Source organism: Desulforamulus reducens MI-1, from assembly GCF_000016165.1.
In the GTDB taxonomy this organism is placed as follows: Bacteria; Bacillota; Desulfotomaculia; order Desulfotomaculales; family Desulfotomaculaceae; genus Desulfotomaculum; species Desulfotomaculum reducens.
Genome location: NC_009253.1, coordinates 2,395,828 through 2,420,626, shown reverse-complemented (window position 1 = coordinate 2,420,626; position 24,799 = coordinate 2,395,828). Strand labels below are relative to the sequence as shown.

The following is a 24,799-nucleotide window of genomic DNA, read 5'->3' as shown; positions in this document are numbered from 1 at the left end:
TAAAATTCTGAACAACAGAGGTGATGAATATGTCAACTAACCTTATAAGTGGGATAATCGGTCTGCCGATGGTGGGAAAAACAACAATCTTTAATTTATTAACCAATTCCAACCAGGAAGTATCAAATTTTTTAAGTGGAAAAACCGAAACAATCACTGCATCTGCGAGAGTGCCTGATAAGAGAATTGATTTTTTAGTGAATATGTACAAGCCACGAAAGATTACCTATGCTCAAATTCAATTCAGTGAAGTGCCTGGATTAGTGCGGGGAGCCAGCGAAGGAAAAGGAGTTGGCAATCAATTCCTCAGTGCCATTCGAAATGCTGATCTGCTGGTACATGTTGTAAGGGCCTATCAGAATCCCGACGTTCCCCACGTAGAAGACGAAATTAACCCCCTGCGGGATATAGAAACCATTGCTGTGGAGATTTTATTGGCAGATATGGATCTGGTGGAAAAAAGAATCCAAAGAATCCAGTCTGGCAAAAAAATTACCAAAGAGAATGCCTTTGAGCTAGAAGTATTAAAAAAATGTCTGCAGGCACTGGAAGAAGAGACGCCCATCAGCCAATTGGGGCTAACCGAAGAAGAAAAATTAACATTAAAAAACTATTCCTTTTTAACAGAAAAACCGATGCTGCTGGTGATAAACATAGATGAAGATCAATTTAGGGAGGGTAGCTATCCCACTAAAGAAGAAGTAGAAAAATACGCTGCTGAAAAGGGAATTGCTGTAACAGAAATCTGCGGTCGCATAGAAATGGAGATCAGTCAACTGCCGGAAGCTGACAGGCTTCTCTTTATGGAAGACCTGGGGACGAACGAACCGGGCATTGATCGTTTGGCCAGGGCGGTGTATGATTACCTGGGTTTAATTTCTTTCCTTACCGCCGGGGAAGATGAAGTACGGGCCTGGACCATCAAACGTAACACCGATGCCAAAAGGGCGGCGGGTAAGATTCACTCCGATATTGAGCGGGGCTTTATTAGGGCAGAAGTGATTGCCTTTGAAGATTTGGCATCCACAGGTTCTCTGGCCAAAGCCCGGGAAAAGGGCCTGCTGCGCTTAGAGGGAAAAGAGTATGTTGTACAGGATGGCGATATTATCAACTTTCGATTTAACGTGTAGATATGTGGCAGCTCTTTATCTTTAGGGCTGCCCATTTGTTTTAGCCCTGTATGCATACCCCTATTCCTGAGTTAAAATATATCAAGTAGCTTTTTACAGCAAAGGACGGATTCAATGAGTTTGCATAGAGATTATGATATTTTAGTGGTTGGGGGAGGGCCAGCGGGCATGATGGCTGCAGCTAGGTCCGCAACATTGGGAGCCAGGGTGTTGTTGCTGGAGAAGAACAATTGTCTGGGTAAGAAAATGCTCATCACCGGTGGAGGGCGCTGCAACCTAACTAATAGTGCCAATATCAATGAAATGATTGAAAATATCCCTGGTAATGGAAAATTTGTATACAGTGCCTTGCATCAATTTTCCGGGGAGGATTTGCGAAATTTTTTAGGGTCCCTGGGAATAAAGACAAAGGTGGAGGAAAGGGGCCGGGTTTTTCCTGTCAGCGACCGAGCAGCCGATGTGGTTCTAGCCCTAGAGAAATACCTGAGACAATCCGGCGTAAGCATTCGCTATGGTAGTAAAGTGGACTCCCTGTTATTGGAAAATCAAAGTTGCCGGGGTGTCTTCATGGATGGAGAATCATTGCGAGCCAAAGCAGTGGTGGTTGCCACCGGAGGGCTGTCCTATCCAAACACGGGCAGCACTGGGGATGGCTATAAGATGGCCCGGCAGGTGGGGCACAGCGTTACCCCATTGTTGCCCGCAGCTGTATCGGTCACTTGTAATGACCCCTGGATTTCGAATAGGCAGGCCCAGGGTCTCTCATTACAGGATGTATCCATAATGATTTATAACCATAGGGGAAAAGTCCTGGCCTCAGAGGTTGGGGATGTCATTATAACCCACTGGGGTCTTTCGGGTCCCGGGGCCCTGCGGGTGGGACGAGCTGTTGCACTGGAAGCCCAGCGCTATCCAGGTGAACCTATACAAGGTAAAATTGATTTATTCCCTGGATTTTCTGTGGCGGTCTTAGAACAAAAACTAAACAAGGTTTTGGAGGAAGGTGGCAAACGTTCAGTAAAAAATCTTCTGTCTACCATACTGCCGGAGCGATTAGCCAAAGTATTACTGCAATTGGTTGGTGTCCCCTTGGAGAGTCCGGCGAATATGGTGACCCGGCACAATCTTAGAGATTTGGTAGCTCATTTTAAAGCATTACCAATTCACATAACCGGCACTAGACCCCTCAAAGAAGCCACCGTAACTGCCGGAGGTATTGCAATAAAGGAGATCAATCCTCGGACAATGGCATCCAAGCAAATAAAGGGACTTTATTTTGCCGGTGAAGTATTGGATGTAGACGCGCAGACTGGGGGGTTTAATATGCAGGTGGCCTTTAGTACTGGCTTCGTAGCAGGGGAATCAGCAACATTTTTTATCAAAGAAGATCTTGACGAAGAACAATAGTTGTTGTAAATTAACCAGTAATGAAATAGTGTTTTTGTACTTATCAAGAGTGGTGGAGGGACTGGCCCTATGAAGCCCGGCAACCGGCCATTGGATGGCGGCGGTGCCAACTCCTGCAGGACTTTTAGTTCTTGAGAGATAAGGTGCGCGATTGGATAGCTGTAACCATTAACGCCCTTATTGGGCGTTTTTTTATTATGCGGAGGGTATTATGCTACTACCTCAAATACCAGTGACAATTTCAAAGGATAAAGTTTTCTTGTATCTGGGTATAAATGATCAGGGTAAGGTTAACTCGGAAATGTTAGAGCAGATACAACAGGTTATTCAGGCGGGAAGAGTGCTCTTAAGTCCCACCGGGATTTTAAACCAGGTACCATTGAGGTTTCATGAAAAATCCATTTTTATTAGCCATGACATTAAGCTTAGGATGAAGAACAGCTTCCTTAAAAATTGCACCACTGCCAGTGTGGTAGCAGTGACCGTAGGAGAAACTATTGATAAAGAAGTAGCTAAGTTATTTGAAAAGGGAGAAGCGACCAGCGGGATTATTCTGGACGCTGTGGGAACTGTTGCTGTTGAAGAAGCAGCGGATCAAGTGGTTAGGATGTTATCTCAGCAAATGAGATTAAAGGGACTTTTTGCAACACCAAGGCTTGGGCCTGGTTATCAGGGCATGCCCATAGAATGCTTGCCAGAGGTTCTTTATTTGGCAGGGGGAGGGAAAATTAAAATTACCACCAATGAATATTATCAGATGATACCGGCTAAATCCCTGTGCTTTATATTAGGTTGGAGTTCCCAACCTAGTAAATACCATAAAAAATGTGATTTTTGCCATAAAACAGACTGCCAATATCGTAGTTAGGATGGAAGGGGAGAAAGAAATTGTCTTTTAGGAAAAGAGTAAAAAAAGAAGTTCTCATCATTGATGGCGCAATGGGTACACTGTTGCAGCAGAGGGGTCTGCCAGGGGGTTGGTGCCCTGAGGAATGGAACCTTAGTCACCCGGAAGCCGTTAAAGAGATACATAAACTTTATTTAGAAGCAGGGGCTGACATTATCACCACCAACACCTTTGGGGCCATACAATTAAAACTGGCAGATTATCATTTGGGTGATCAGGTTAAGGAGATTAATCAGGCAGCAGTTAAACTGGCAAAGGAGGTGGCCCAGCCCTACGGGGCTATGGTAGCCGGTTCCGTGGGACCCTTAGGTAAGTTTTTACAACCACTGGGCACCATGACCTTTGAAGAAGCTTATCAGCAGTTTTATGAGCAATGTGCGGCGATGGTGGAAGCCGGTGTGGATTTAATTCTCTTTGAAACCTTTGGAGATATTGGAGAAATGCGTGCAGCCCTTATTGCTGCGGCCGACGCCGGAGATGTACCGGTGGTGGCCAGTTTCACCTTTGATGAAACTGGCAGGACCTTTACAGGAACAGACCCGGAGACTGCTGCGGTGGTGGCAGAAAGGCTTGGTATTGCAGCCATTGGGGTCAATTGCTCGGTGGGGCCCCGTCAATTGGAGGGTGTGGTCAGGAAGCTTACAGAAAGTACTAATTTACCGGTGTTGGTTTCACCCAATGCGGGTATGCCAGAAATTATTGGAGGAAAAACAGTTTTTAGGGAAACACCGGAGATTATGGCGGAGTATGCACAACGTTTCGTGGATTATGGGGCATCCATTTTAGGAGGCTGCTGTGGAACCACGCCAAAACATATCCAGGCCATTTACCAACAGGTGAAAAAACTAAAACCAAAGTGTCGCAATAAAAGGTTTGGTCTGAGGGTGGCCAGTCGAGTAAAGACCGTAACCATCCAGCCCAGCGGAGTTCCTGTGGCCATTGGGGAGCGCCTTAATCCTACAGGTAAAAAGGCCCTACAGGCAGAAATTCGGGAGGGAAAAACAGAGATTACCCGCCGGGATGCCTTGACTCAGGTACAGGCAGGGGCAGAGATTTTAGATGTTAATGTCGGTGTGGGGGGAGTCGATCAGGTGGCTGCCATGGAACGGGCTGTCCAAGCGGTACAGGTTTTGGTAGAGGCACCCCTTTGTATTGACAGCACCGACCCCACAGTCATTGAACATGCCTTAAAACTTTATCATGGTAAAGCCCTTATTAATTCTGTGAACGGTGAGGAGAACAGCATTGAAACCATTCTTCCTTTGGCCAAGCGATATGGAGCTGCCCTCATTGGACTTACTCTGGATGATGAAGGAATCCCACCCACAGCTGCAGGCAGATTGGCAGTGGCCCGCAGACTGGTAGAAAGAACCGAGGCAATGGGTATCCCAAGAGATGATTTGATGATGGATTGCCTGGTGCTAACTGTCAGTGCCCAACCGGAAGGAGTGCCGGAGACGCTGGAAGCCATCCGGCTGGTTAAGCAGAAACTGCAAATCACCACTAGTTTGGGAGTTAGTAATGTGTCCTTTGGGTTACCTAACCGTGTATTAATAAATGCGGCCTTCTTTGCCATGGCCTTAAACGCAGGTTTAGATGCAGCCATCCTAAATCCTCAGGATCAGCGTATGATGGAGACCCTTAGGGCTTCCGCAGTTCTTACCGGTAGAGACGTACGGGCAGAAAAATACATTGCCATAGAACAACAGACCCACAATGGTAGCAAAATGGAAACAACGGGTGAACAGATGAAGGCTTCCACTCCCCTGGATATTTTGTATCAAGCAGTGTTGTCCGGAGATAAAGATAATATTGTTTCCTATATTAATGAAGCTCTGAAAACAGGTTTGTCGCCCATGGAACTGCTGGACAAGGCTTTGATACCAGGAATCGAAGAAGTGGGACGGAGGTATGGAGCAGGTATTTACTTTTTACCTCAACTGATGATGGCTGGAGAAACCATGACCAAAAGCTTTGAACGACTTAGACCGGAATTAGCCAAAGGACCTGCCAAGAAGGCGGGTACCGTTGTACTGGCCACTGTTAAGGGAGATATTCACGACATTGGCAAAAACATTGTTTCGGTCATGCTGGCCAACCACGGCTTCGAGGTCATTGATCTGGGAAAAAATGTAGCCAATGAGGAGATCCTCCGGGTGGCTGCAGAACAAAAGGCAAATATTATAGGGCTGAGTGCCCTTATGACCACTACAATGGTGCATATGCAGGAAATAATCAAGTTGGTCAAAGAACAAGGTCTAAACTGCAAAGTAATGGTAGGGGGCGCCGCAGTTACAGAACATTATGCAAGGGAGATTGGTGCAGACGGTTATGCCATTGATGCGGTAGAAGCTGTGAATGTTGCCAAAAAATTAGCCAGTTAGAGGTAAGCTACTTTGGATAAAATAAAGGTTATCTTTCAACCAGTGGGAGTTACTGTGGAAGTGCCGGTTGGTATCACAATTTTGGAAGCTGCCAGGTTAGGTGGTATTTGTCTAACAGCTCCCTGTGGGGGTAACGGGCGCTGCGGCAAGTGCCGAGTTAAAGTTTATCGGCCGGGAGATATGGAGAAGTGGGTTCTGGCCTGTCACACCCCTATTTTTCAAAATATAACAGTGGAAGTGCCTCCCATGGGGGAAATGGTGATCTTGGAAGAAGGTAATACCAAGGGGATTCTGCCGGACCCTGTGTTTCTATTAGACGGAAATGGTAATTTAAATCACCGGACCGGATTTGTTTTAGACAGTCCAGAGCAGGAAGGTGTGCCCTTGGGTCTGGCGGTGGATGTAGGAACCACCACCATGGTTGGCTACCTTTACGATCTTTTTGAGGGAAAATCCTTGTCAGTGGTTTCACACCAAAATGGTCAATTCCCTTATGGCTCGGATGTTATTTCTCGTCTGGCCTATGCTATACAGAGTGAGGAAAATTACCGTCAAATTCGACGGGCCTTACTACAAAGTATAGAAGCACTGTTTTTAGATTGTTGCCGCCAAGCTAAGGTTAAGGTAAAGCAAATCCGAGAGATTGTAACCGTGGGCAATACACCCATGATGCACATGCTACTGCAGTTGCCGCTGCAGGGTCTGGCCACAGCCCCCTTTCAACCTTACGCAAAGGGTCCCTTTTATAAAACTGCCTTTGAGCTGGGCTTGGGAGCAGTGGATAAAGCAATTTGTTACTTTCCACCCTTTATTGGCGGCTTTGTTGGTTCCGATGCATTGGCTGCAGCCCTGGCACAAAATTTTGGCCAGAACAATGAAACACAAATGCTGGTGGATATCGGCACCAATGGGGAAATTATATTACAGTCTGGAGAACAATTGCTGGCCGCCTCTGCCCCGGCAGGACCTGCCCTAGAGGGTGGAAACATCCATCACGGCATGATAGCCAGCTCTGGTGCCATTGATAAGGTGAATATTGATTTTGATGTACAGGCGGCAGTAATAGGGGGAAGTAACCCACAGGGGATTTGTGGCTCCGGGCTGGTGGATGCCCTTGCCGAAATGCTTCGTTTAGGTATTCTCCACAGCACTGGACGTATGAGAGAACCCTCAGAATTGTCTCCGGTGATATCATTTAGGATCAAACAGAGGATAAAAAAAGAACCGGAAAGTTGTTTTTTCCTGGCAGAGCGTGTGGCCATCACCCAGCAAGATATCCGGGAGGTGCAACTGGCCAAAGCGGCCATTGCAGCGGGTATTGAAGTAGTTTTAAAAGAGGCTGGGATTGCTCCGGAAAAAATTGATAGTGTGCAACTGGCAGGAGGGTTTGGTAACTACTTGAATGCCGCCAATGCCAAGAGAATTGGACTGTTAGGCAGACTGCCCTTGTCAAAGGTTCGGCAGGTAGGTAATGCAGCAGGCGCTGGGGCAATTAGTATATTGCTTTCTTATAAAGCAAGAAAAGAGGCAGAGTATTTGCAAAGATCCTTTAAACATCTGGAATTAGCCAGTGATGTCAGGTATCAAAGGTTGTTTCTTGAGCATATTAATTTTCCAGATAAGGAATACTAATAAAGCATAAAAAAATCCCTGGAGTTGATTCCAGGGATTTTTTACCAATAGTATCTAACTACTTAAGTGGGAAAGGATTGAAGCCACTGTAGATCATGGCAGCCACCACGGAAGCTACGATAATCCCGTAAATGAAGCAGGGAATGGCATTTCTTCTGATTATCTTACCCTCAACACCGATGGTACCCACCGTAGCGCATACTGCAACAACGTTGTTAACGCAAATCATATTACCAACTGCACCACCGATAATCTGCAGACCCACAACTAATACTTCGGGCATGGCCAGAATCCGGGCGGTTTCAAACTGGAATGAAGAGAACAGGATGTTTGATACCGTGTTGGAACCGGAAATAAAGGCACCCAGTACACCAATAAAAGGTGCAAAGAAGGGGAAGGCATCTCCGGAAATAGCAGCGGCAGCCTGAGCCATAGCAGTCATCATACTGGGTAGATTGCCAGCATTGGTACCGGAGTTCAGCATAAGTTGAACTAATGCTACACCAGCAAAGAGGGCGATGGCAGCCCCGGTAATTTGCTTAAAGGTGTTCGTCCAGGCTTGCTTAACTTGCTGTGCACTCATACCATGAATTACGGCAGTTATCATAGCAACCAGGATAAAGGGAATGGTTCCGGGCAGGTAAGCCCACTGCAAACCATAATTTAAGCCTTCAATTCCCATAATGTTAGGGATGGTAATCTTTTGAGCAGCCAATACAGCCTTTAGGCCCAAAGAAGGAATACGGGTTACAACCAGGATAATAGCAATTAAAGCATAGGGAGCCCAGGCCTTTGCCAAAGACATTTTAGCCTCACCGGTGTCCCCTTTATCTTCGATAACAGACTTCCAGTCTTTTTCCCACTTGGACTTGTCCGGGAAATCCCAGGAATCCTTAGGAACTAAGAAACCAGACTTAGCAGCTAACAGAACGATAGGCAGACCGATAAAAGCACCCACCAGAGAAGGGAATTCGGGACCTAAGAAAGCTGCAGTGGCGATATAAGGAATAACGAAAGCTAAACCGGCAAAAATTGCGAAGGGAGCAGCAGCCAAACCTGGCTTAATGGATTTTTCTTCGCTAAAAAACTTGGTTAACATGCAGAGACCTAATAAAGGAATAAATACACCAACCAGACCGTGGGGAATAGCGACCCATTTGGTCATAATTAATTTAAAGGCTTCCTGATCAGCACCAACCTGGCTTAAGTTGCCGGCAAGGGTACTCATGGCGCCGAACACAGGGGTGCCAACTGCACCGAAGGAAACAGGGGTACTGTTAAAAATAAGTGCTACCATTGCTGCAGCTAGGGGAGGAAACCCTAGACCTACCAGCAGGGGACCGCAAATTGCGGCGGGAGTACCAAAACCGGCTGCACCTTCAATGAAGGCACCAAACATCCAACCAATAATGACAGCCTGAATACGACGGTCCTTGGTGATGCCGTTGAACCCATTGTTAATGGTGGTCATGGCGCCAGATATTTTCATAGTATTCAGAATTAAAATTGCACCAAAGATAATAATAAGTACATCAATAGCCTTTAAGAAACCAAAGACAGAATAACCGATTACGTGTTGGAAATCCATTTGCCATACGGTTAAAGCAATACCACCGCTTAACACTAAGGATAAGGGTAGTGCTCTTTTGGCAGGCCAGTTGAAAGCTGCCATTAAGACTATTGTTACTAAAATAGGCAAAAATGCCATAAAAGCTAACATATTTAGAGGACCTCCTTACTATGTTCTTATTTTTTATGCCGCCTCCCTATTAAGTTTGTTTTTGAAAATCACCTCCTAAGATTGGTAATAATAACAATGAAAAATTATAAAGCTCCATATCTAGGGAAACATGTATTTTAGTTAAAAAACTTACACGGCATGAAGATATACAAGTATGAATATTTAATGGTATGACCAAAAAATACATAAATATATACAATGTTTTGAATTGAAAACCTCCTTTGTTTATTATAAATATTATAAAAAGTTTAATAGCTTTAAAGTTTGGCATGAAAATCTAGTGGCCTGACCTCTGAGTATATAATTAAACTTTTTTCGTCAAAATCCTTCATCATTTATAAAATATTTTTAAAAATTAAAACATTCACAATATTGGTCAGATGGTAGTATGGTCAGACCAGTAAAATGATTAATTCTGACAGGATTGATCTGTCTAAGATTGGGTACTATAAGATCAGGAGGTGTTACATTTATGGCTAAAGAGAAACGTACTTCCAAGGCTCAAGAAGAAATGGAACAAATGAATTCCAGCTGTGCTAGTGATTGTCCTAGCACTTGCAGTTCCACTTCTGATAGCTGCGGCCAAATATCCTCTGATTGCCGGTAGTAACACTTTTTAGCATATAGGAAAGTTTAGGCTTTCCTATATGTATTTACAAAACTATTTCTAAAGAAGAACGGGGATGGATGCCTGTTCTTTTTATTTTTAAATAATACAGGGCTCCCAATGTTTGTTATAATTAGTTGAAGGAATTTTGACTTAAGCAGGTGATGCAATGACCGTTAAGTTATTTATTAAGACAAAAACGACTAAAGGGTTTGATAAAGATATTGTGAAAGTTACCTGGGGGGCTGTAAACAACATTGGAAGAATATTTTATTCCAATACGGAAGTAATGAGCCTAGAGGATTTTTTAAAGTTTAAACAATTATTTGCAACAGTTGGTTTAGATGAAGAAAAAAGATTGGATACGGGGAGAGATCACTATTAGGGTGTGATGAAAATCACACCATTTTTACTTTTTTATAGATACAATGGAAAAAGAAATTCGTTCCAAAGACAAATTTAATTTTTAATAACATTAAATTTGTAGGATGGGGCACAAATATAAAAAAATAAGGAGTAATAAATATGGCGATAAGAAAAATTGTTAAAATTAATGAAGATCTATGTACTGGCTGTGGCCAATGTGTTTCCCCCTGTGCAGAAGGTGCCATTGAACTGGTAAACGGCAAAGCAAAGGTCTTAAGGGAAGAATTATGTGACGGAGCTGGCTTTTGCTTGGGAACCTGTCCCACCGGGGCTTTATCCCTGGAGGAGCGTGAAACTGTTGACTTTGATCATCACGCAGTTGAAGAACATATGAAGAATAGAGAGAAGCAAGGAATAAGTCTGCCACCAGGAGTGGAAATCAAATGCCACCTATGTGGTGCCGAAGACCATGATAGAGCACTTCTGCCAACCAGAATTAAAGGGGAAAGTGTTTGGACTTGTACTCGTTGTTTACCAGCACTAATTCATGGTTAACATTCTTAGAAAAAGGGAATAATCCCTGTTATTGACAGCCAAAATAAAGTTGTCAAATTATATGGAGGTGTTACTATGAAAGCATCAGTAGATCAGGATCTTTGCATTAGTTGCGGAGCCTGCATTGACACTTGTCCTGAGGTGTTTGATTGGAATGACGAAGAGAAAGCCTATGCTAAGGTAGATGAGATTCCCGATGGACAAGAAGATCAGGCTAAGGACGCCGCGGAAAGTTGTCCTACCGAAGCAATTCGAATAAGCTAACTTGCAGACCGCCAATAGAGGCGGTCTTTTTCTGTGCAAGTTTTCTAATCGACGGGCAGGAGAGTCTACCAAAGGCGGCGAATAATGGTGGGATGCATATCGAGGGTTAGGATTGGGAAGATATACTATTGCAGGGGTGAAACCGTTGACCAAAATAAAAGTTCTGCATGTGGTAAGGCCCGCAGCAGGTGGTATGAAAAACCACCTGATTAATTTGATTCGCTATACTGATAAAAATAAATTTTCTGTAACGGTAGCCTGTCCACCAGGAACATCCATGTGGGATGAATTATATGACATGGGTGTAGATCTTATCCCTATTCCATTGAGAGGGGAACTTTCACCAACCAAAGACTATTTGGTGGTACATACATTAGTTAAATATTTGCATCAATCCAGAACAACTATTTTGCATACGCATAGTTCTAAGGCGGCTCTGGTGGGGCGCGTGGCAGGGATCATAGCACGAACTCCAGTGATTATCTTTACTGTTCATAACAGTATTTTTTATGAAGAATGGTCTCGGTTAAAGAAAAAAATATACTCGACGGTGGAAAAAATATTAGCGAGATTTACAGATCGGATTATTACAGTTTCCGAGGCATTAAAACAGGAATTATTGGTGAAAGAAGATCTATCACCTACACGATTAACTACCATTTACAATGGAATTGAGGTTGAAAAATTCACTACACAAAGTGACCTTAATGAAATAAGACAAAGCTTTAATATTCCTGAATCGAGTATGATCATAGGGACAATTGCCCGTCTTGCCCCGCAAAAGGGTGTTAGTTATTTACTTAAGGCAGCTTCCCATCTTAAAGAATATAATGTAACTTTTTTAGTGGTGGGGGATGGTCCGCTGCGGCAGGAACTGGAACAAGAAGTCTCTGAGAGAGGGCTGCAAAACAGGGTAATCTTTGCCGGAAAGCGGGACAATATTCCAGAGATTCTATCAATATTGGATATTTTTGTGTTGCCCTCTGTTACGGAAGGACTTCCTTTAACCATATTAGAAGCAATGGCCGCGTCTAAACCAGTTGTGGCTACCCGTGTTGGTGGTGTTCCGGAAGCAATTGTAGAGGGAAAAACCGGTTTGGTAGTGTCACCCAAGGACCCGGAGGCATTGGCAGTTGCTCTGGCAGGGTTGTTAGGCGAAAGGGATCGGCTAAATCGCATGGGCCAAAACGGGCAAAAACATGCAAGTGAAAAATTCACCGTTAATCTGATGGTAGAAAAAACAATGGATCTATACAAACAATTATTATTAGAAAAGAAAATTAAAACCCAACGTTAGAATTAAACAAACAAAATTATATAGGTGGGGGGATGGAATTTGCCTTACTCTTTCTGGCAAAAAGTCATTGCCAGTTTATTATTTGTATGTGTTACTCTGAGTTTCGTTCATATTGCCACAGCGGAAGTATCCACAGGTAAGGCAGAAAGAGTTATTCTTGTGGTTATTGATAAACTAACCCTGCAGGACTATGAAGAAGCGGGGTTGGAAAATGTAAAAAAACTGACTAACCGGGGGGCCCTAGGGCTATTAAATAACAATACGGGGGCAGGTATTTATTCCGAACACACATACCCAACCATAGGAGGAGGAGCTCACTTAATTGGTACAGGGGATGCTCTCAATGGTTTTAACCCAGAAGAGGAGACATTTGACACGAAGGCAAGCAATGAATACATCCGTCGTACTGGGTTTATTGCACCAAAGGATTCCGTAATTCAGTTGGCCCTTGGCAAATTACTTAGAAATAATTCAGAGTTGAATTATTTAGCAACTCCCGGAGCTTTGGGTCAAGCCCTGCAAAATGCTGGTAAAAAGACTGCGGTTATTGGCAACAGCGATACCACAGGTGTTCATAGACGATTAATAACCACCATATCCATGAATAAACAAGGGGTTACGGATATGGGAACAGTAGATCATTCTATTTTGTTGCAACATCAACCCGTGATTGGTTCCTATCAAACTGATTTTCCTAAAGTGCTGGCTAAAATAGAGGAATACAAGGAAAAGGGAGCTTCTTTAATTGTTGTTGAAACCGGAGACCTCACTCGATTATATGAAGAGAAAGATAAAGCAACCGATCAAGCCTACCAAAGGCAGCGAGAGGATGCCAAGAATAGAATAGACCGATTTATTGGAAACCTTGTAGGCCAGATGGATTTTAACAAAGAAGTATTACTGGTGATGACACCCACTCCCACCATAGAGGCAGTAAAGGAAAATAAAAACCTGACGCCTATTTTTGCAGTGGGACCACAGTTTGAACCGGGTAGTTTATTAACCTCCGGGACCACCAAACGGGATGGTATTATTATGAACACCGATATTGCCCCTACCATCCTGAAGTACCTAGGGGTCCAGATTGTGCCGGAAATGTCTGGGCGGCCCTTTATGACTTCCAGTGTAAAATTAGCAGGAAACAGCCTGGAACACCTGCTCAACCTAAATAAAGGGTTGGTCAGTACTTATCAGGCGAGACCACCTCTTCAGTCAGCCTATGTACTTGTACAACTGATCGTACTATTCATGGGTCTTTATGGTATTTTCTTCAAGAAACACATGGCCGAGATGATAAAACCATTTCTGCTTTTAGTTATGTCAGTTCCATTGGTTGAGCTTGTTATGCCACTTTTACCAAACACATCCGTAGCCATCATGGCAGTGCAGTTGGTTGTATTAACACTGGCCTTTTCAGGGTTAGCCATTTTGGTTAACCGAAAAATAGGGCTGAATCCCTTCATATTCATATGTATTGCCACAGCAGGTACGATTTTGATTGACTTAGTAAACGCATCTTATTTGCAGAAGCAATCCATTCTAGGATACGACCCCATTGTAGGGGCGCGTTTTTATGGTATCGGTAATGAATACATGGGTGTGCTAATTGGTTCCTTAATTTTTGGAACCACTGCAGCGGTCCAATACTGTCCAAAGAACAGACGAATCTTAATTCTCCTAAGTGGCTTGGTGTATCTTTTTACTGTCTATGCAATGGCGGCACCCAACATGGGTACCAACGTGGGAGGTACCATTGCAGCAACCGCCGCTTTGTTGGTAACTTTTCTTTTGTTAATGGGTGTACGCTTCCGCTTTCGAACCATTTTAATGGTTGGCTGTTTGGTGGTTCTGGCTGTCAGTGGTTTTATTGCCTTTGACCTAACTCGCCCACCGGATTTACGTTCCCACATGGGTACCACAGCTTCATTATTATTAAAGGATCCCAATTATGCTTTGGAAATTATTCAACGAAAATGGTCAATGAATATGAAACTCTTGCGGTACACTGTCTGGAGCAGGGTACTGCTGGCAAGTCTAGGTATACTGGCTCTATTGTTTTATCGTCCCCAGGGAGTAATGAAAAACCTGAGAGTAAAATATCCCTATTTGTTTAAAGGATTTATTGGTGTACTTACTGGTGCCTTGGTAGCCTTTGCCTTTAACGACTCCGGTGTTGTAGCCGCTGCCACCACTATGATTTTTGGTGCACCCCCTTTGGTTTATCTGGTTTTATCCGAACAAAGGCCCAAAAATAAGCATAGAATTATATGAGGAATGAAATTAGGGTAGGCCGAGAGAAATCATATACTAGGGAAGAATAATCAGTTAAATACATTAAACACGTGAATTAAGGTGCAAATAAATAAATTTGCCATTTAAAGGCGAATATTGATTAAGATTTTATTGACAAGGCAAAAGTTTATGCTAAAATTGACTTTGGTTGGAATTGACCAGCCCGAAAACTTAGTAATTTGGGCTGGTTAGTTCCAACATTTTATTAAGTGAAATGGAGGAGGATAACTATAATGAAACCTTTGGGCCGCCATGTCTTGGCTGAAATCTATGGCTGTGATTTTGAAATCCTCAATGATGTTAAGAAGGTTGAGGAAATTATGGTTAACGCAGCACTGGAATCGGGGGCTGAGGTCCGCGAATATGTTTTTCACAAATTTAGTCCACAGGGAGTTAGTGGTGTAGTAGTAATTAGTGAAAGCCACCTGGCTATTCATACCTGGCCTGAATTAGGTTACGCTGCGGTTGATGTCTTTACCTGTGGTGATTCAGTGAATCCCTGGGATGCATGCAACTTCTTAACCAGAGAATTTGGTGCAAAGGATATGTCTGCTCAGGAGACTAAGAGAGGAATCCTGCCTGGTATGGCGCCGCATTTGGTGGCTGCAAATTCATAGGAGGGATATTTATTAGTACCAAGAGTAGCACGACCTGACGAGCCTTGCACATCGTGATGATGTAGCGAGGCTCGTCAGTTTTTTTATGTCCTTTTTCCAAATACTTAAAAGAGGAAATCTCCCTTAATTCACGAAGTAATAATAAGTTAACCGCCAAAAGGGGGCTTTTGTTAATGTTAGGCGATTTATTTGCGGGTTTTTGGGAAGATATAAAAACTATTCATAATAATATTAAAACACAATTGTTTGTAAAAGTTGGTCATGTTGGGGAATACGCACATTTGGAATTCTCTCCCCAAGATAATTTTATCCGCCCAGCGATGGTGCTTATTGTGGCAAGATTATACAACTGCAGGTCTCCTAGGGTATTGTCCCTTGGTGCAATTGTGCAGTTTATTTTTATGGCTTCCTGTATTCATAAAAAAATTCCAGATGCTGCTGTGCCAAATCATACAGTTGATCCTAGGGACGGTACCCAGTTTCCTGTTCTAGTAGGAGATTACCTTTATGGGAAATTCTTTACGAACCTATGTAATTCAGGCCTACTATGTTATCTTCGTCCCCTAGCTGAGATCATTGGTGCCATTCATGAGGGCGGCATATTGAAGATAAATAAAGCTGCACAATTAAAAGACGATAACCAATTAATGAATGAAATTATTCGTCTGGAAGTGGCAGAGCTCATGGCGGGAGCTGCAAGTCTGGCAGGAGATGTAGCAGGGGCGCCACAGAAAGACCAACAGCTTCTTCATGAATTTGGCCTTAATTTAGGGATGCTCTATGGCTTAAACCAAGCAAATTGTATTGATGGACAGGCCCTTACGTATTATAAACAGGCCAAAATGGTGTTGGAGAAACTACCAAGCCATCTTGAAAAAACCATGTTGGAACAACTCCTTCATAGTTTATACTTGAACCAAGACATCATCCGTAAGGTTGTCTAAAAAGAAGGGAGAACTACCGCAGTGCAACAGTTTAATGGAAAAAATAAAGAAGAATTTGTGCATGGGGTATTTTCTACCATTGCCCACCGCTATGATCTAATGAATACTACCCTTAGCTTTAATAGAGATAAATACTGGAGAAGATATGCGGTCAAAGAAACGAACCTGAGACCCGGGGGTATGGCTCTGGATGTAGCCTGTGGCACAGGTATGTTATCCATTGAGTTAGCTAAGTTGGCAGGAACTTCCGGGAGGGTTGTGGGGTTAGATTTTTGTGAAAACATGTTAGCCCATGCTGAAAGGAATATAGAAAAAACCCCCTATAAAAACAACATACAGTTGATGCAGGGAAATGCCATGGAGTTACCCTTTGAAGACAACTTCTTTGACTGTGCTACCATTGGCTTTGCTCTAAGGAATGTACCTAATATAGAAAAATGCATTGACGAAATGAGGCGGGTGGTGAAACCCGGGGGCAGAGTTATATCCCTTGAACTGGCTAAGCCCAGTGCCCCGCTATTTAAGCAACTTTATTATCTGTATTTTGATCGTCTAGTCCCTTTATTAGGTAAACTTGGAGTGGGCAAGGACGGTCCCTATCAGTGGCTTCCCAATTCTTTAAAATTATTTCCCCATCAATCCGTGATTCGAGATATATTTACCAAAGTGGGACTGAAGGATGCTATTTATCATGAACTAACCGGAGGTATCGTTGCTGTCCATGTAGGTATAAAGTAAGTGCAAAAAAATTGTTTAGCAGAAATAATCCGAAGCATTAATAATTTAAATCTAATTAGGGATGGTGTGTTGTAAGTGGCATATCAAGATCTAAGGGATTACATGAAGACCCTGGAAAATAAGGGGTTATTGAAACGGATTACGACTGAGGTAAGTGCTGATCTAGAGATTACAGAAATAACGGACCGGGTTTGTAAAAGCAGTGGCCCTGCACTGTTGTTTGAAAATGTTAAAGGTTATAAAATGCCTGTGATTACCAACATGATGGGTTCAATGGAAATGATAAAGTTGGCCCTGCAGGTAGATGACCTAGATGATATCGGTAAAGAAATCATGACCTTTTTAAATCCCCCGGAGCTTCCCTCAAGTTTTCTGGATAAGTTAAAAACACTGCCAAAGTTGGCGCAAATTTCTTCCTTTTTGCCCAAGAATGTCCGTAGCGGTCCTTGTAAAGAGGTTATTATCAAGGACAAACCGTCTTTAGCCGTACTACCGGTCTTAAAATGCTGGCCTATGGATGGAGGCCCCTTTATTACTCTGCCGCTGGTTTTTACCAAGGACCCGGAAACAGGCAGGAGAAATGTCGGTATGTACCGCATGCAGGTCTTTGATGAAACCACCACAGGTATGCACTGGCACAAGCATAAAGATGGGGCTGAAAACCATCGAAAACAGAAACAGAAGAAACAACGACTGGAAGTGGCAGTGGCCTTGGGGGCTGACCCAGCCTGCATTTTTTCGTCCATTGCTCCATTGCCCCCGGCCATTGATGAAATGTTGTTGGCAGGATTTCTACGTAAAGAACCGGTGGAAATGGTAAAGTGCGAGACTGTGGATATTGAGGTTCCTGCCCGGGCAGAAATTATTTTGGAGGGCTATGTGGACCCCGATGAAACCCGCTGGGAAGGCCCCTTTGGGGATCATACTGGATACTACTCCTTAGCAGATGATTACCCAGTATTTCATCTAACCTGTATTACGCACCGGAAAGACCCTATTTACCCAGCCACCATCGTGGGGCAACCTCCCATTGAAGATAATTTTATTGGTAAAGCAATTGAACGTACCTTTTTACCTTTAATGCGCTTGCAACTGCCAGAGATCGTAGATATAAACATGCCTCCAGAAGGGGTCTTTCACAACTGTGTAATTGTGTCAATTAAAAAGCGTTATCCTGGTCATGCTAAAAAAGTTATGAATGCCCTCTGGGGAATGGGTCAAATGATGTTTGCTAAATTAATAATTGTGGTGGATGAACATGTTGATGTGCAAAACCCCTCCCAGGTGGCTTGGCGTGTCTTTAATAATATTGACGCCAGAAGAGATGTTATGATTGTGGATGGCCCATTAGATGCGCTGGACCATTCTTCTCCTGCACCCTATTATGGCGCGAAGATGGGGATTGATGCTACGAAAAAATGGCCTGCGGAAGGGCACAATCGGGAATGGCCCGATGACATTGTCATGAGTGAGGAAATCATATCTCTGGTAGACAGGAAGTGGAAGAGCTATGGCTTCTAAGATAAAGGTTTTTTTTCAAATGATTAAATTTGAGCATACCCTTTTTGCCCTGCCCTTTGCCTATATTGGAGCCTTACTTACAGAACTGAAGATTCCTTCCCTGCATAACATTCTTTGGATTACCTTGGCTATGGTGGGAGCAAGGACTGCGGCCATGTCTTTTAATCGATTGGTTGATCGGCACATTGACGCCCGGAATCCCCGTACAGCAAATCGGGCGTTGCCCAAAGGCTTGCTGAAGAGTCCAGAGGTTTGGCTTTATGTCTTTGTTTCCTTTGGTTTATTAGCTATTTCAGCCTATAACTTAAGTCCCTTGGCCTTTCAGTTGTTTCCGGTTGCTGTTTTTGCCCTTAGCTTTTATTCGTATACCAAAAGATTTACTTGGACCTGCCATTTCTGGTGTGGTGTGGCACTGGGCTTAGCACCTCTAGGGGCTTGGATTGCCATCACTGGTAGTTTCCACCCGGCGCCTTTATTATTGGGATTAGGAGTGCTACTCTGGGTAGCAGGCTTTGATATTATTTACGCCTGTGACGATTATGACTTTGACCGTAAAGAAGGTATATTTTCTATTCCTGCCAGGTTTGGTATTAAAAAAGCCCTAACCATCTCGACCCTTATTCATACGTTGGCTCCTTTATGCTTTCTTGGTGTAGGCATTATGCTTCAATTGGGTTGGCTTTATTATATGGGTGTAGCCCTTGCTGCTGGACTGTTGAGCTACCAGCACATCTTGGTCACGCCAAACGATCTATCCCGAACTGGAGTTGCTTTTTTTAACCTAAACGGAACCCTAAGTGTATTGATGTTTGCCTGTACCTTTGTTGATATTCTGTTGCATTAAAGATAACACCCACGGCTTAAAGGAGCCGGGGATATTTTTTAATGACTGTAGAAAGGAGAACAACATGGACTATCTTTTTGCTAACAGTGAGCTTATTGATATTAAGGAAAAGGTAGAAAAAGGGGAGAGGCTTAGTAAGGAAGATGGCCTTCGATTATATCAGTCCAACGAATTGCTGGCCATTGGTTATCTGGCTGACATGGTTAATAAACGGAAAAATGGAGATAGGATATACTTTATTGTAAATCGTCATATTAATCACACCAATATCTGTGAAAACTTGTGTAAGTTCTGTGCCTTTGGCCGAAAAAAAGATGCTCCTGGGGCCTATGCATTATCCCTAGACGAAATAGAGACCAAGGCAAAAGAGTGTAATGGGCTGAAAGTTTCCGAAATACACATAGTAGGAGGCTTAAATCCTGATTTAAAACTAGATTATTACGTGAAAATGTTACAGCGTGTTCAAGCTGCTGCACCAGGGACCATTATCCAATCCTTAACCGCTGTAGAAGTGGATTATTTAGCGAAAATCCATAACATGTCCCTAGGAGAAGTATTGCAAACATTAAAGGGCGCAGGCCTTGCATCTTTACCCGGCGGTGGAGCAGAGGTCTTTTCTCAGCGGGTGAGGGACTTGGTTTGTGAGAAAAAAATCAGTGGCGACCGATGGTTAGAGGTTCATGAAGCAGCCCATCGAATTGGTATGAAAACCAATGCCACCATGCTATATGGACATGTTGAGACACTGGAAGAAAGAATCGATCATCTGATTCGTCTAAGGCAGTTGCAGGATAAGACCGGAGGTTTCTTAGCCTTTATTCCGCTGGCCTTCCATCCGAAGAATACAGCTTTAGATTGCCAAAATATATCAGGAACTACGGGCTATGATGACCTTAAAACCTTGGCCCTGGCAAGGCTAATGTTAGATAACTTTGATCATATAAAAGCCTACTGGATAATGATCGGCCTTAAAATTGCCCAGGTGTCTTTATCCTTTGGTGCTAACGACCTAGATGGAACGGTAATAGAAGAGCAAATTGTTCATGATGCCGGAGCAGAAACTGCACAGTTTATGGCAAAGGCAAAATTAATAAATATAATAAAGGCTGCAGGTAAGCAACCAGTTGAACGAGATACAATGTACAATGTTCTTGGGGAGGGTTTTTAGTGGGCAAAATACGGTTTGGGCAGGTAGATTACCTAAATACGTTGCCAGTCTTTCATGCTTTAGAAGATGGCCTCCTGCCCTTTGATGGAGAATTAATCAAAGGACCACCCACCATGTTGAATAAAATGTTTATGGAAGATCAATTGGAAGTTGCATCTATTTCTTCTGTTGAATATGCTAGAAATATTGATAAGTGCATTATTCTCCCTAATTTGTCCGTCAGTGCTGATGGACCGGTTCAAAGTATTTTATTGTTTAGCCGGGCCCCGATAGTGGAATTGGAAGGCAGGAAAATCTGCCTAACTTCTTCCTCGGCAACCTCTGTTGCTTTATTAAAAGTACTTTTCCAACATTATTACCATTTAGAGGTTGAATATGTCACCCAAAAACCTGATTTAGACAGCATGATGGCAGAAGGAGACGGTGCCTTACTCATTGGTGATGATGCCATGCGAGCTCATTTAAGAGTAAAACAGGAGAAATTAGCCTATCATGTAACGGACCTTGGAGAAGCTTGGAAACAATTTACTGGTGAACGTATGGTATACGCCCTTTGGGTTATCCGTAAGGAATTTGCCAAAGAAAACCCGGAAGTGGTTAATAACCTTTGTCATCAACTGGTGGAAGCTAAAAAACTTGCTGACCAGAGCCTGTCGGCAGTGTTAGAAAAAGGTCGTCGTAGAAGCGGGCTGCCGATGGAGATTTTAGAAGAATATTTTAATACAATTAATAACGCGTTTGCAGAGGACCATCGAAGGGCTTTATTAACCTTTTATGATTACTGTTACAAGAGCGGCCTTATTGAGGAGAGAGTACGATTGGCAATATGGGGTGAAGAAAATGTTGCAGGTTAAAGAGATACTCAATAAAGCTGTGGCAGGTGAGAGGTTAAGTGTAGAAGAGGGCGTTGCCCTCTTAAATTCTTCTGATTTAATTCAACTGGGAGCAGCAGCAAACACCATTCGCAAAAGGTTGCATCCAAAAAATCGTACCACCTTTATTATTGATCGCAATATTAATTATACAAACATATGCACCTGTAAGTGTAAATTCTGTGCTTTCTGGCGGGAACCCAGTGACCCGGATGCCTATATCTTGCCTCAGGAAGAGTTATATCAAAAAATTGAAGAGACCATTGCTGTAGGTGGCACAGAGATTTTAGTTCAGGGTGGGTTACATCCAGAATTAGGACTGGATTACTATGTGGATTTGCTAAAATCCATTAAGGAACGTTACAATATTCACATTCATTCTTTTTCGCCACCGGAAATTTGGCATATCGCCAGAAAAGAAGGTCTGCCATTACTGCGGGTTATTGAGGCCTTAAAGAATGCCGGGCTTGATTCAATCCCCGGAGGTGGGGCAGAGATTCTGGATAACCGTGTACGAAGGATCATTAGCCCGGATAAAGTTACTTGGGAAGAATGGATGGAGGTCATGACCATTGCCCATTGTCTGGACATGAAAACCACAGCAACCATGATGTTCGGGCATGTTGAAACTCCTGAAGAAAGGATTCTGCACATGGTCAGGGTAAGAGATACCCAGGACAAGACCGGAGGTTTTACTGCCTTTATCCCTTGGAGTTTTCAACCTAAAAACACCAAATTAGGAGGAGAGACAACCTCTGGGATTGATTATTTAAAAACCTTGGCAGTGGCTAGATTAATGCTCGATAATGTAAAGAACATTCAGGCCTCGTGGGTGACACAGGGTGCCAAGATGGCTCAAGTATCGCTAAATTTTGGTGCCAATGATTTTGGCAGCACCATGCTGGAGGAGAATGTTGTGAGGGCAGCCGGCGTCACCTACCGAGTGGCCCTCCAGGAAATCCTTCGCTGCATTCGTGAAGCAGGTTTCCGTCCGGCCCAGCGTACCACTGATTATCGTATTATTAAAGAAATGTAAGCGAGAAGCCATAGGCATCTCGCTTTTTAAAATTAACCGATGTTTTTGAAAGCGCTGCTAAAAATTATAATAATCCTTCAGCCAAGGAACAAGAAGTTTAGGCAATAGTTAAGAACGATGTAAGGTTTAGGAAACAAATAGTTATTTCCCCATTGAAAGAGTCGCGTTATAATAGACAAAAGACAATCCCAAAAGGACAAAGGCGGTGCAATATGAAAATTTCTACCCTTTACCAATCCCAAAATCCTGTGATCTCGTTTGAAATATTTCCTCCCAAGAGCACCTCGCCGGTGGAAACCATCTATGAGACCTTGGAGGGATTAATTAAATTAGAACCTGGCTTTATTAGTGTTACCTACGGGGCGGGGGGAAGCAGTCGTGATAGAACCAAGGAAATCGCTGCAACGATAAAAAACCGGTATAAAATTGAAGCCCTGGCTCATTTAACCTGTGTTGGTCAAGCTGTAAACGAGATTGACCAAATTCTTAATGAATTACAAGAAGAAAATATTGAAAATGTACTGGCCCTAAGGGGTGACCCGCCAGCAGATGCACAAAATTATGACTTCTCAGATTCAGATTTTAAATATGCCTCTGATCTGGTTAGGCACATCAAAAATAGTAGTAATGTCTGTGTGGCAGCAGCTGCTTATCCCGAAGGACACGCCCATTGCCGGCGCTTAAGTGACGACCTGAACTGGTTAAAATATAAAGTTGACCAGGGGGTGGATTTCCTTATTAGCCAGCTTTTCTTTGATAATAGGATATTTTATAACTTCCTTGAAAATGCCCTAAGAGTTAATATTCATTGCCCGGTGGTTGCGGGAATCTTACCCGTACTTAATGCAAAACAAATTAAGCGAATTATTTCCCTATGTGGAGCTTCTATGCCGGCAAAACTCTTGATGCTGGTTGACAAATATGGCGATAATGCAGAAGACATGGAGAAAGCCGGCATTGAGTATGCCAGCCAGCAGGTTCGTGATCTACTGGAAAGCGGAGTGGATGGTATTCACCTTTATACCATGAATAAACCACAGCAGGTTACTGAGATACTAAAGAATGTAGGAAAGGCATAAATACCGCGCTGCGCTGTGGCGCGGTATTTTATATTCTTCTCTATGATCATCTCAAGGAGGGACCCTTGTTTGAAATCTACTAAAATTGCTTTGGTTCAGATGCAAGCAACATTTGGTAATATTGACAAAAATCTAAGTACACTTGAAAAGTTTATAAACGAAGCAGCAGCACAACAGGCAGAGATTATTTGTTTTCCTGAAATGTGTATCCAAGGCTATAGCAGAGAAATCCCGGACTTCTTACTCCAGAGTATAGACGGAGAAGCGATCTTGTTTCTTAAAAAATTGGCACAGAATAAAGGAATTACTATTATTGCCGGTATGGCAGAAAAATGTCTTAATAAGAGGCCCTTCATTACCCAGGTAGTGATCAGGCCAGGCCAAAATATTGATTATTACCGAAAGACTCATTTAGGAAATAGTGAACAGCCGTACTATCAGGCCGGCAATGAAATCAAAACCTTTTCTACAGAAAAAACAACCATTGGCATTCAAATATGTTGGGATACCCACTTCCCGGAAATGACCACAATTCTTTCGCTACGGGGAGCCGAGGTTATTTTTGCACCCCATGCTTCCCCAACTATTGTAGGAGACCGTAAAGCCATCTGGTTAAAATATCTGGCAGCCAGAGCCTATGATAACTCTGTTTTCCTGGCCGCCTGCAATTTAGTGGGGGATGACGGAAATGGTCGTCAATTTTGTGGTGGCTCAATGGTTATCGACCCTAAGGGAAATGTGTTGGCAGAAGACTTTGAAGGAAAGCAATCGATGCTAGTGGTGGATTTGGATTGTGCTCAGATAAATGCCATACGCGAGAGAAAATCATCTTCGATGGCTAATAGTTTCTTTCTCGCTAACAGAAGACCGGAAATATATAAAGACCTATTACGTATTTTTTAGTATATCAGACCAACATGCCGCTTGGCGACACCACTGATAAATGAAAAGTTTTAATTTTCAGGGCAGAAAGAAAAAATTTCAGATATACTATGGTAACTAAGGGCCGCCGATTAGAAGTGGTAGTATTCTTTGACATGTCAGCATTTAGGCCCTCAGACCCTTTGGGTAAGCTGAGAAGCAAAGTTTAAAAAATTGTTACTTTTTTTAAATAATTAGCGTTGATTTTTGTTGTTTTTTTTAATATACTGAAAAATACCAATAACATAAAATTTTTTTGTTTTTGCTATTACTGGTCAGACCATAATACCGTATGAACATTATGCCGTATGGACTTTAAACCACGCTTCCCTGTGAAATTGTTAAGAACTAATTAACGGGTGAAAATTCCAAGTATAGTAAATAAGACAATTTGCAAAATCACATAGGATCCAATATTAAGAAACGGTATTCTCGGTTGTGAGTGCCGCCAATACTTACATAGAGGAGGGGGAAAAA

The 24,799-nt window shown here is 43.0% G+C and carries 22 protein-coding genes and 1 riboswitch; of the genes, 21 read left to right on the top strand and 1 reads right to left on the bottom strand.

What is annotated here, in order from left to right; genetic code table 11:
• Nucleotides 1-29: 29 nt before the first annotated feature.
• The 5 genes from ychF (at nt 30) to DRED_RS11790 (ending at nt 7,460) form a co-directional block, all read left to right on the top strand.
• Complete coding sequence (ychF, locus tag DRED_RS11810) at nt 30-1,130, top strand: redox-regulated ATPase YchF (protein ID WP_011878527.1); 1,101 nt, start codon at nt 30-32, stop codon at nt 1,128-1,130.
• 114 nt (nt 1,131-1,244) lie between these two features.
• Complete coding sequence (locus DRED_RS11805) at nt 1,245-2,537, top strand: BaiN/RdsA family NAD(P)/FAD-dependent oxidoreductase (RefSeq protein ID WP_011878526.1); 1,293 nt, start codon at nt 1,245-1,247, stop codon at nt 2,535-2,537.
• 37 nt (nt 2,538-2,574) lie between these two features.
• Nucleotides 2,575-2,682, top strand: a riboswitch (SAM riboswitch).
• An 87-nt stretch (nt 2,683-2,769) separates the two neighbouring features.
• A complete protein-coding gene (locus tag DRED_RS11800) occupies nt 2,770-3,405 on the top strand; it encodes a Vitamin B12 dependent methionine synthase activation subunit (protein WP_198006896.1) in 636 nt (211 codons plus the stop codon).
• Between the two features lie 20 nt (nt 3,406-3,425).
• Nucleotides 3,426-5,828 (top strand): homocysteine S-methyltransferase family protein, encoded by a 2,403-nt coding sequence (locus DRED_RS11795; protein ID WP_011878524.1) that lies wholly within the window; start codon nt 3,426-3,428, stop codon nt 5,826-5,828.
• A 12-nt stretch (nt 5,829-5,840) separates the two neighbouring features.
• Nucleotides 5,841-7,460: an ASKHA domain-containing protein gene (locus DRED_RS11790; RefSeq protein WP_011878523.1), complete on the top strand. Its 1,620-nt coding sequence runs from the start codon at nt 5,841-5,843 to the stop codon at nt 7,458-7,460.
• A gap of 58 nt (nt 7,461-7,518) precedes the next feature.
• Here the strand turns inward: DRED_RS11790 and DRED_RS11785 are convergent, their stop codons facing one another.
• Nucleotides 7,519-9,180, bottom strand: a complete 1,662-nt coding sequence (locus DRED_RS11785) for an L-lactate permease (RefSeq protein WP_011878522.1) — start codon at nt 9,178-9,180, stop codon at nt 7,519-7,521.
• Nucleotides 9,181-9,673: 493 nt separating this feature from the next.
• Here DRED_RS11785 and DRED_RS19600 point away from each other — a divergent pair, with 493 nt between their 5' ends.
• The 16 genes from DRED_RS19600 to DRED_RS11710 all read left to right on the top strand — a co-directional run bounded on the left by DRED_RS19600 (nt 9,674) and on the right by DRED_RS11710 (nt 24,304).
• A complete protein-coding gene (locus tag DRED_RS19600) occupies nt 9,674-9,808 on the top strand; it encodes a hypothetical protein (protein WP_274376892.1) in 135 nt (44 codons plus the stop codon).
• A gap of 169 nt (nt 9,809-9,977) precedes the next feature.
• Nucleotides 9,978-10,193, top strand: a complete 216-nt coding sequence (locus tag DRED_RS11780; RefSeq protein WP_041274606.1) for a hypothetical protein — start codon at nt 9,978-9,980, stop codon at nt 10,191-10,193.
• A gap of 140 nt (nt 10,194-10,333) precedes the next feature.
• A complete protein-coding gene (locus tag DRED_RS11775; RefSeq protein WP_011878521.1) occupies nt 10,334-10,729 on the top strand; it encodes an ATP-binding protein in 396 nt (131 codons plus the stop codon).
• 30 nt (nt 10,730-10,759) lie between these two features.
• On the top strand, nt 10,760-10,993 hold the full coding sequence (locus DRED_RS11770) for a ferredoxin (RefSeq protein WP_274376920.1): 234 nt from the start codon (nt 10,760-10,762) through the stop codon (nt 10,991-10,993).
• Nucleotides 10,994-11,129: 136 nt separating this feature from the next.
• Nucleotides 11,130-12,290, top strand: coding sequence for a glycosyltransferase family 4 protein (locus DRED_RS11765; protein ID WP_420794783.1), 1,161 nt, complete (start codon nt 11,130-11,132; stop codon nt 12,288-12,290).
• A 39-nt stretch (nt 12,291-12,329) separates the two neighbouring features.
• Complete coding sequence (locus DRED_RS11760) at nt 12,330-14,561, top strand: hypothetical protein (protein WP_011878518.1); 2,232 nt, start codon at nt 12,330-12,332, stop codon at nt 14,559-14,561.
• Between the two features lie 254 nt (nt 14,562-14,815).
• Nucleotides 14,816-15,199 (top strand): adenosylmethionine decarboxylase, encoded by a 384-nt coding sequence (gene speD, locus DRED_RS11755; RefSeq protein WP_011878517.1) that lies wholly within the window; start codon nt 14,816-14,818, stop codon nt 15,197-15,199.
• Between the two features lie 173 nt (nt 15,200-15,372).
• Nucleotides 15,373-16,143 carry a polyprenyl synthetase family protein gene (locus DRED_RS11750; RefSeq protein WP_011878516.1) on the top strand — a complete coding sequence of 257 codons (771 nt, stop codon included), beginning with the start codon at nt 15,373-15,375 and terminating at the stop codon, nt 16,141-16,143.
• Nucleotides 16,144-16,164: 21 nt separating this feature from the next.
• Entirely contained in the window at nt 16,165-16,881 is a 717-nt protein-coding gene (locus DRED_RS11745) for a demethylmenaquinone methyltransferase (protein ID WP_011878515.1), read from the top strand.
• Nucleotides 16,882-16,956: 75 nt separating this feature from the next.
• Nucleotides 16,957-18,402: a menaquinone biosynthesis decarboxylase gene (locus DRED_RS11740; RefSeq protein WP_011878514.1), complete on the top strand. Its 1,446-nt coding sequence runs from the start codon at nt 16,957-16,959 to the stop codon at nt 18,400-18,402.
• Nucleotides 18,392-19,246 carry a UbiA-like polyprenyltransferase gene (locus DRED_RS11735; RefSeq protein WP_011878513.1) on the top strand — a complete coding sequence of 285 codons (855 nt, stop codon included), beginning with the start codon at nt 18,392-18,394 and terminating at the stop codon, nt 19,244-19,246. Before DRED_RS11740 ends, DRED_RS11735 begins: the two co-directional genes overlap by 11 nt.
• Nucleotides 19,247-19,310: 64 nt before the next feature.
• On the top strand, nt 19,311-20,414 hold the full coding sequence (gene mqnE, locus DRED_RS11730) for an aminofutalosine synthase MqnE (RefSeq protein ID WP_011878512.1): 1,104 nt from the start codon (nt 19,311-19,313) through the stop codon (nt 20,412-20,414).
• Nucleotides 20,414-21,268 carry a menaquinone biosynthetic enzyme MqnA/MqnD family protein gene (locus tag DRED_RS11725; RefSeq protein WP_011878511.1) on the top strand — a complete coding sequence of 285 codons (855 nt, stop codon included), beginning with the start codon at nt 20,414-20,416 and terminating at the stop codon, nt 21,266-21,268. The genes mqnE and DRED_RS11725 overlap by 1 nt, the downstream gene beginning before the upstream one ends.
• Entirely contained in the window at nt 21,255-22,322 is a 1,068-nt protein-coding gene (gene mqnC / locus DRED_RS11720; protein WP_011878510.1) for a cyclic dehypoxanthinyl futalosine synthase, read from the top strand. The genes DRED_RS11725 and mqnC overlap by 14 nt, the downstream gene beginning before the upstream one ends.
• A 212-nt stretch (nt 22,323-22,534) precedes the next feature.
• On the top strand, nt 22,535-23,401 hold the full coding sequence (gene metF, locus DRED_RS11715; RefSeq protein ID WP_011878509.1) for a methylenetetrahydrofolate reductase [NAD(P)H]: 867 nt from the start codon (nt 22,535-22,537) through the stop codon (nt 23,399-23,401).
• A 69-nt stretch (nt 23,402-23,470) separates the two neighbouring features.
• On the top strand, nt 23,471-24,304 hold the full coding sequence (locus DRED_RS11710) for a nitrilase family protein (RefSeq protein ID WP_011878508.1): 834 nt from the start codon (nt 23,471-23,473) through the stop codon (nt 24,302-24,304).
• The last annotated feature ends 495 nt before the right edge of the window (nt 24,305-24,799 follow it).

What these genes read in the sequence shown, in the direction of transcription:
- ychF (WP_011878527.1), top strand. Translation starts at nt 30, where the DNA reads ATGTCAACTAACCTTATAAGTGGGATAATCGGTCTGCCGATGGTGGGA.
- DRED_RS11805 (WP_011878526.1), top strand. Translation starts at nt 1,245, where the DNA reads ATGAGTTTGCATAGAGATTATGATATTTTAGTGGTTGGGGGAGGGCCA.
- DRED_RS11785 (WP_011878522.1), bottom strand. Translation starts at nt 9,180, where the DNA reads ATGTTAGCTTTTATGGCATTTTTGCCTATTTTAGTAACAATAGTCTTA.
- DRED_RS19600 (WP_274376892.1), top strand. Translation starts at nt 9,674, where the DNA reads ATGGCTAAAGAGAAACGTACTTCCAAGGCTCAAGAAGAAATGGAACAA.
- DRED_RS11780 (WP_041274606.1), top strand. Translation starts at nt 9,978, where the DNA reads ATGACCGTTAAGTTATTTATTAAGACAAAAACGACTAAAGGGTTTGAT.
- DRED_RS11775 (WP_011878521.1), top strand. Translation starts at nt 10,334, where the DNA reads ATGGCGATAAGAAAAATTGTTAAAATTAATGAAGATCTATGTACTGGC.
- speD (WP_011878517.1), top strand. Translation starts at nt 14,816, where the DNA reads ATGAAACCTTTGGGCCGCCATGTCTTGGCTGAAATCTATGGCTGTGAT.
- DRED_RS11750 (WP_011878516.1), top strand. Translation starts at nt 15,373, where the DNA reads ATGTTAGGCGATTTATTTGCGGGTTTTTGGGAAGATATAAAAACTATT.
- DRED_RS11735 (WP_011878513.1), top strand. Translation starts at nt 18,392, where the DNA reads ATGGCTTCTAAGATAAAGGTTTTTTTTCAAATGATTAAATTTGAGCAT.
- mqnE (WP_011878512.1), top strand. Translation starts at nt 19,311, where the DNA reads ATGGACTATCTTTTTGCTAACAGTGAGCTTATTGATATTAAGGAAAAG.
- mqnC (WP_011878510.1), top strand. Translation starts at nt 21,255, where the DNA reads ATGTTGCAGGTTAAAGAGATACTCAATAAAGCTGTGGCAGGTGAGAGG.
- metF (WP_011878509.1), top strand. Translation starts at nt 22,535, where the DNA reads ATGAAAATTTCTACCCTTTACCAATCCCAAAATCCTGTGATCTCGTTT.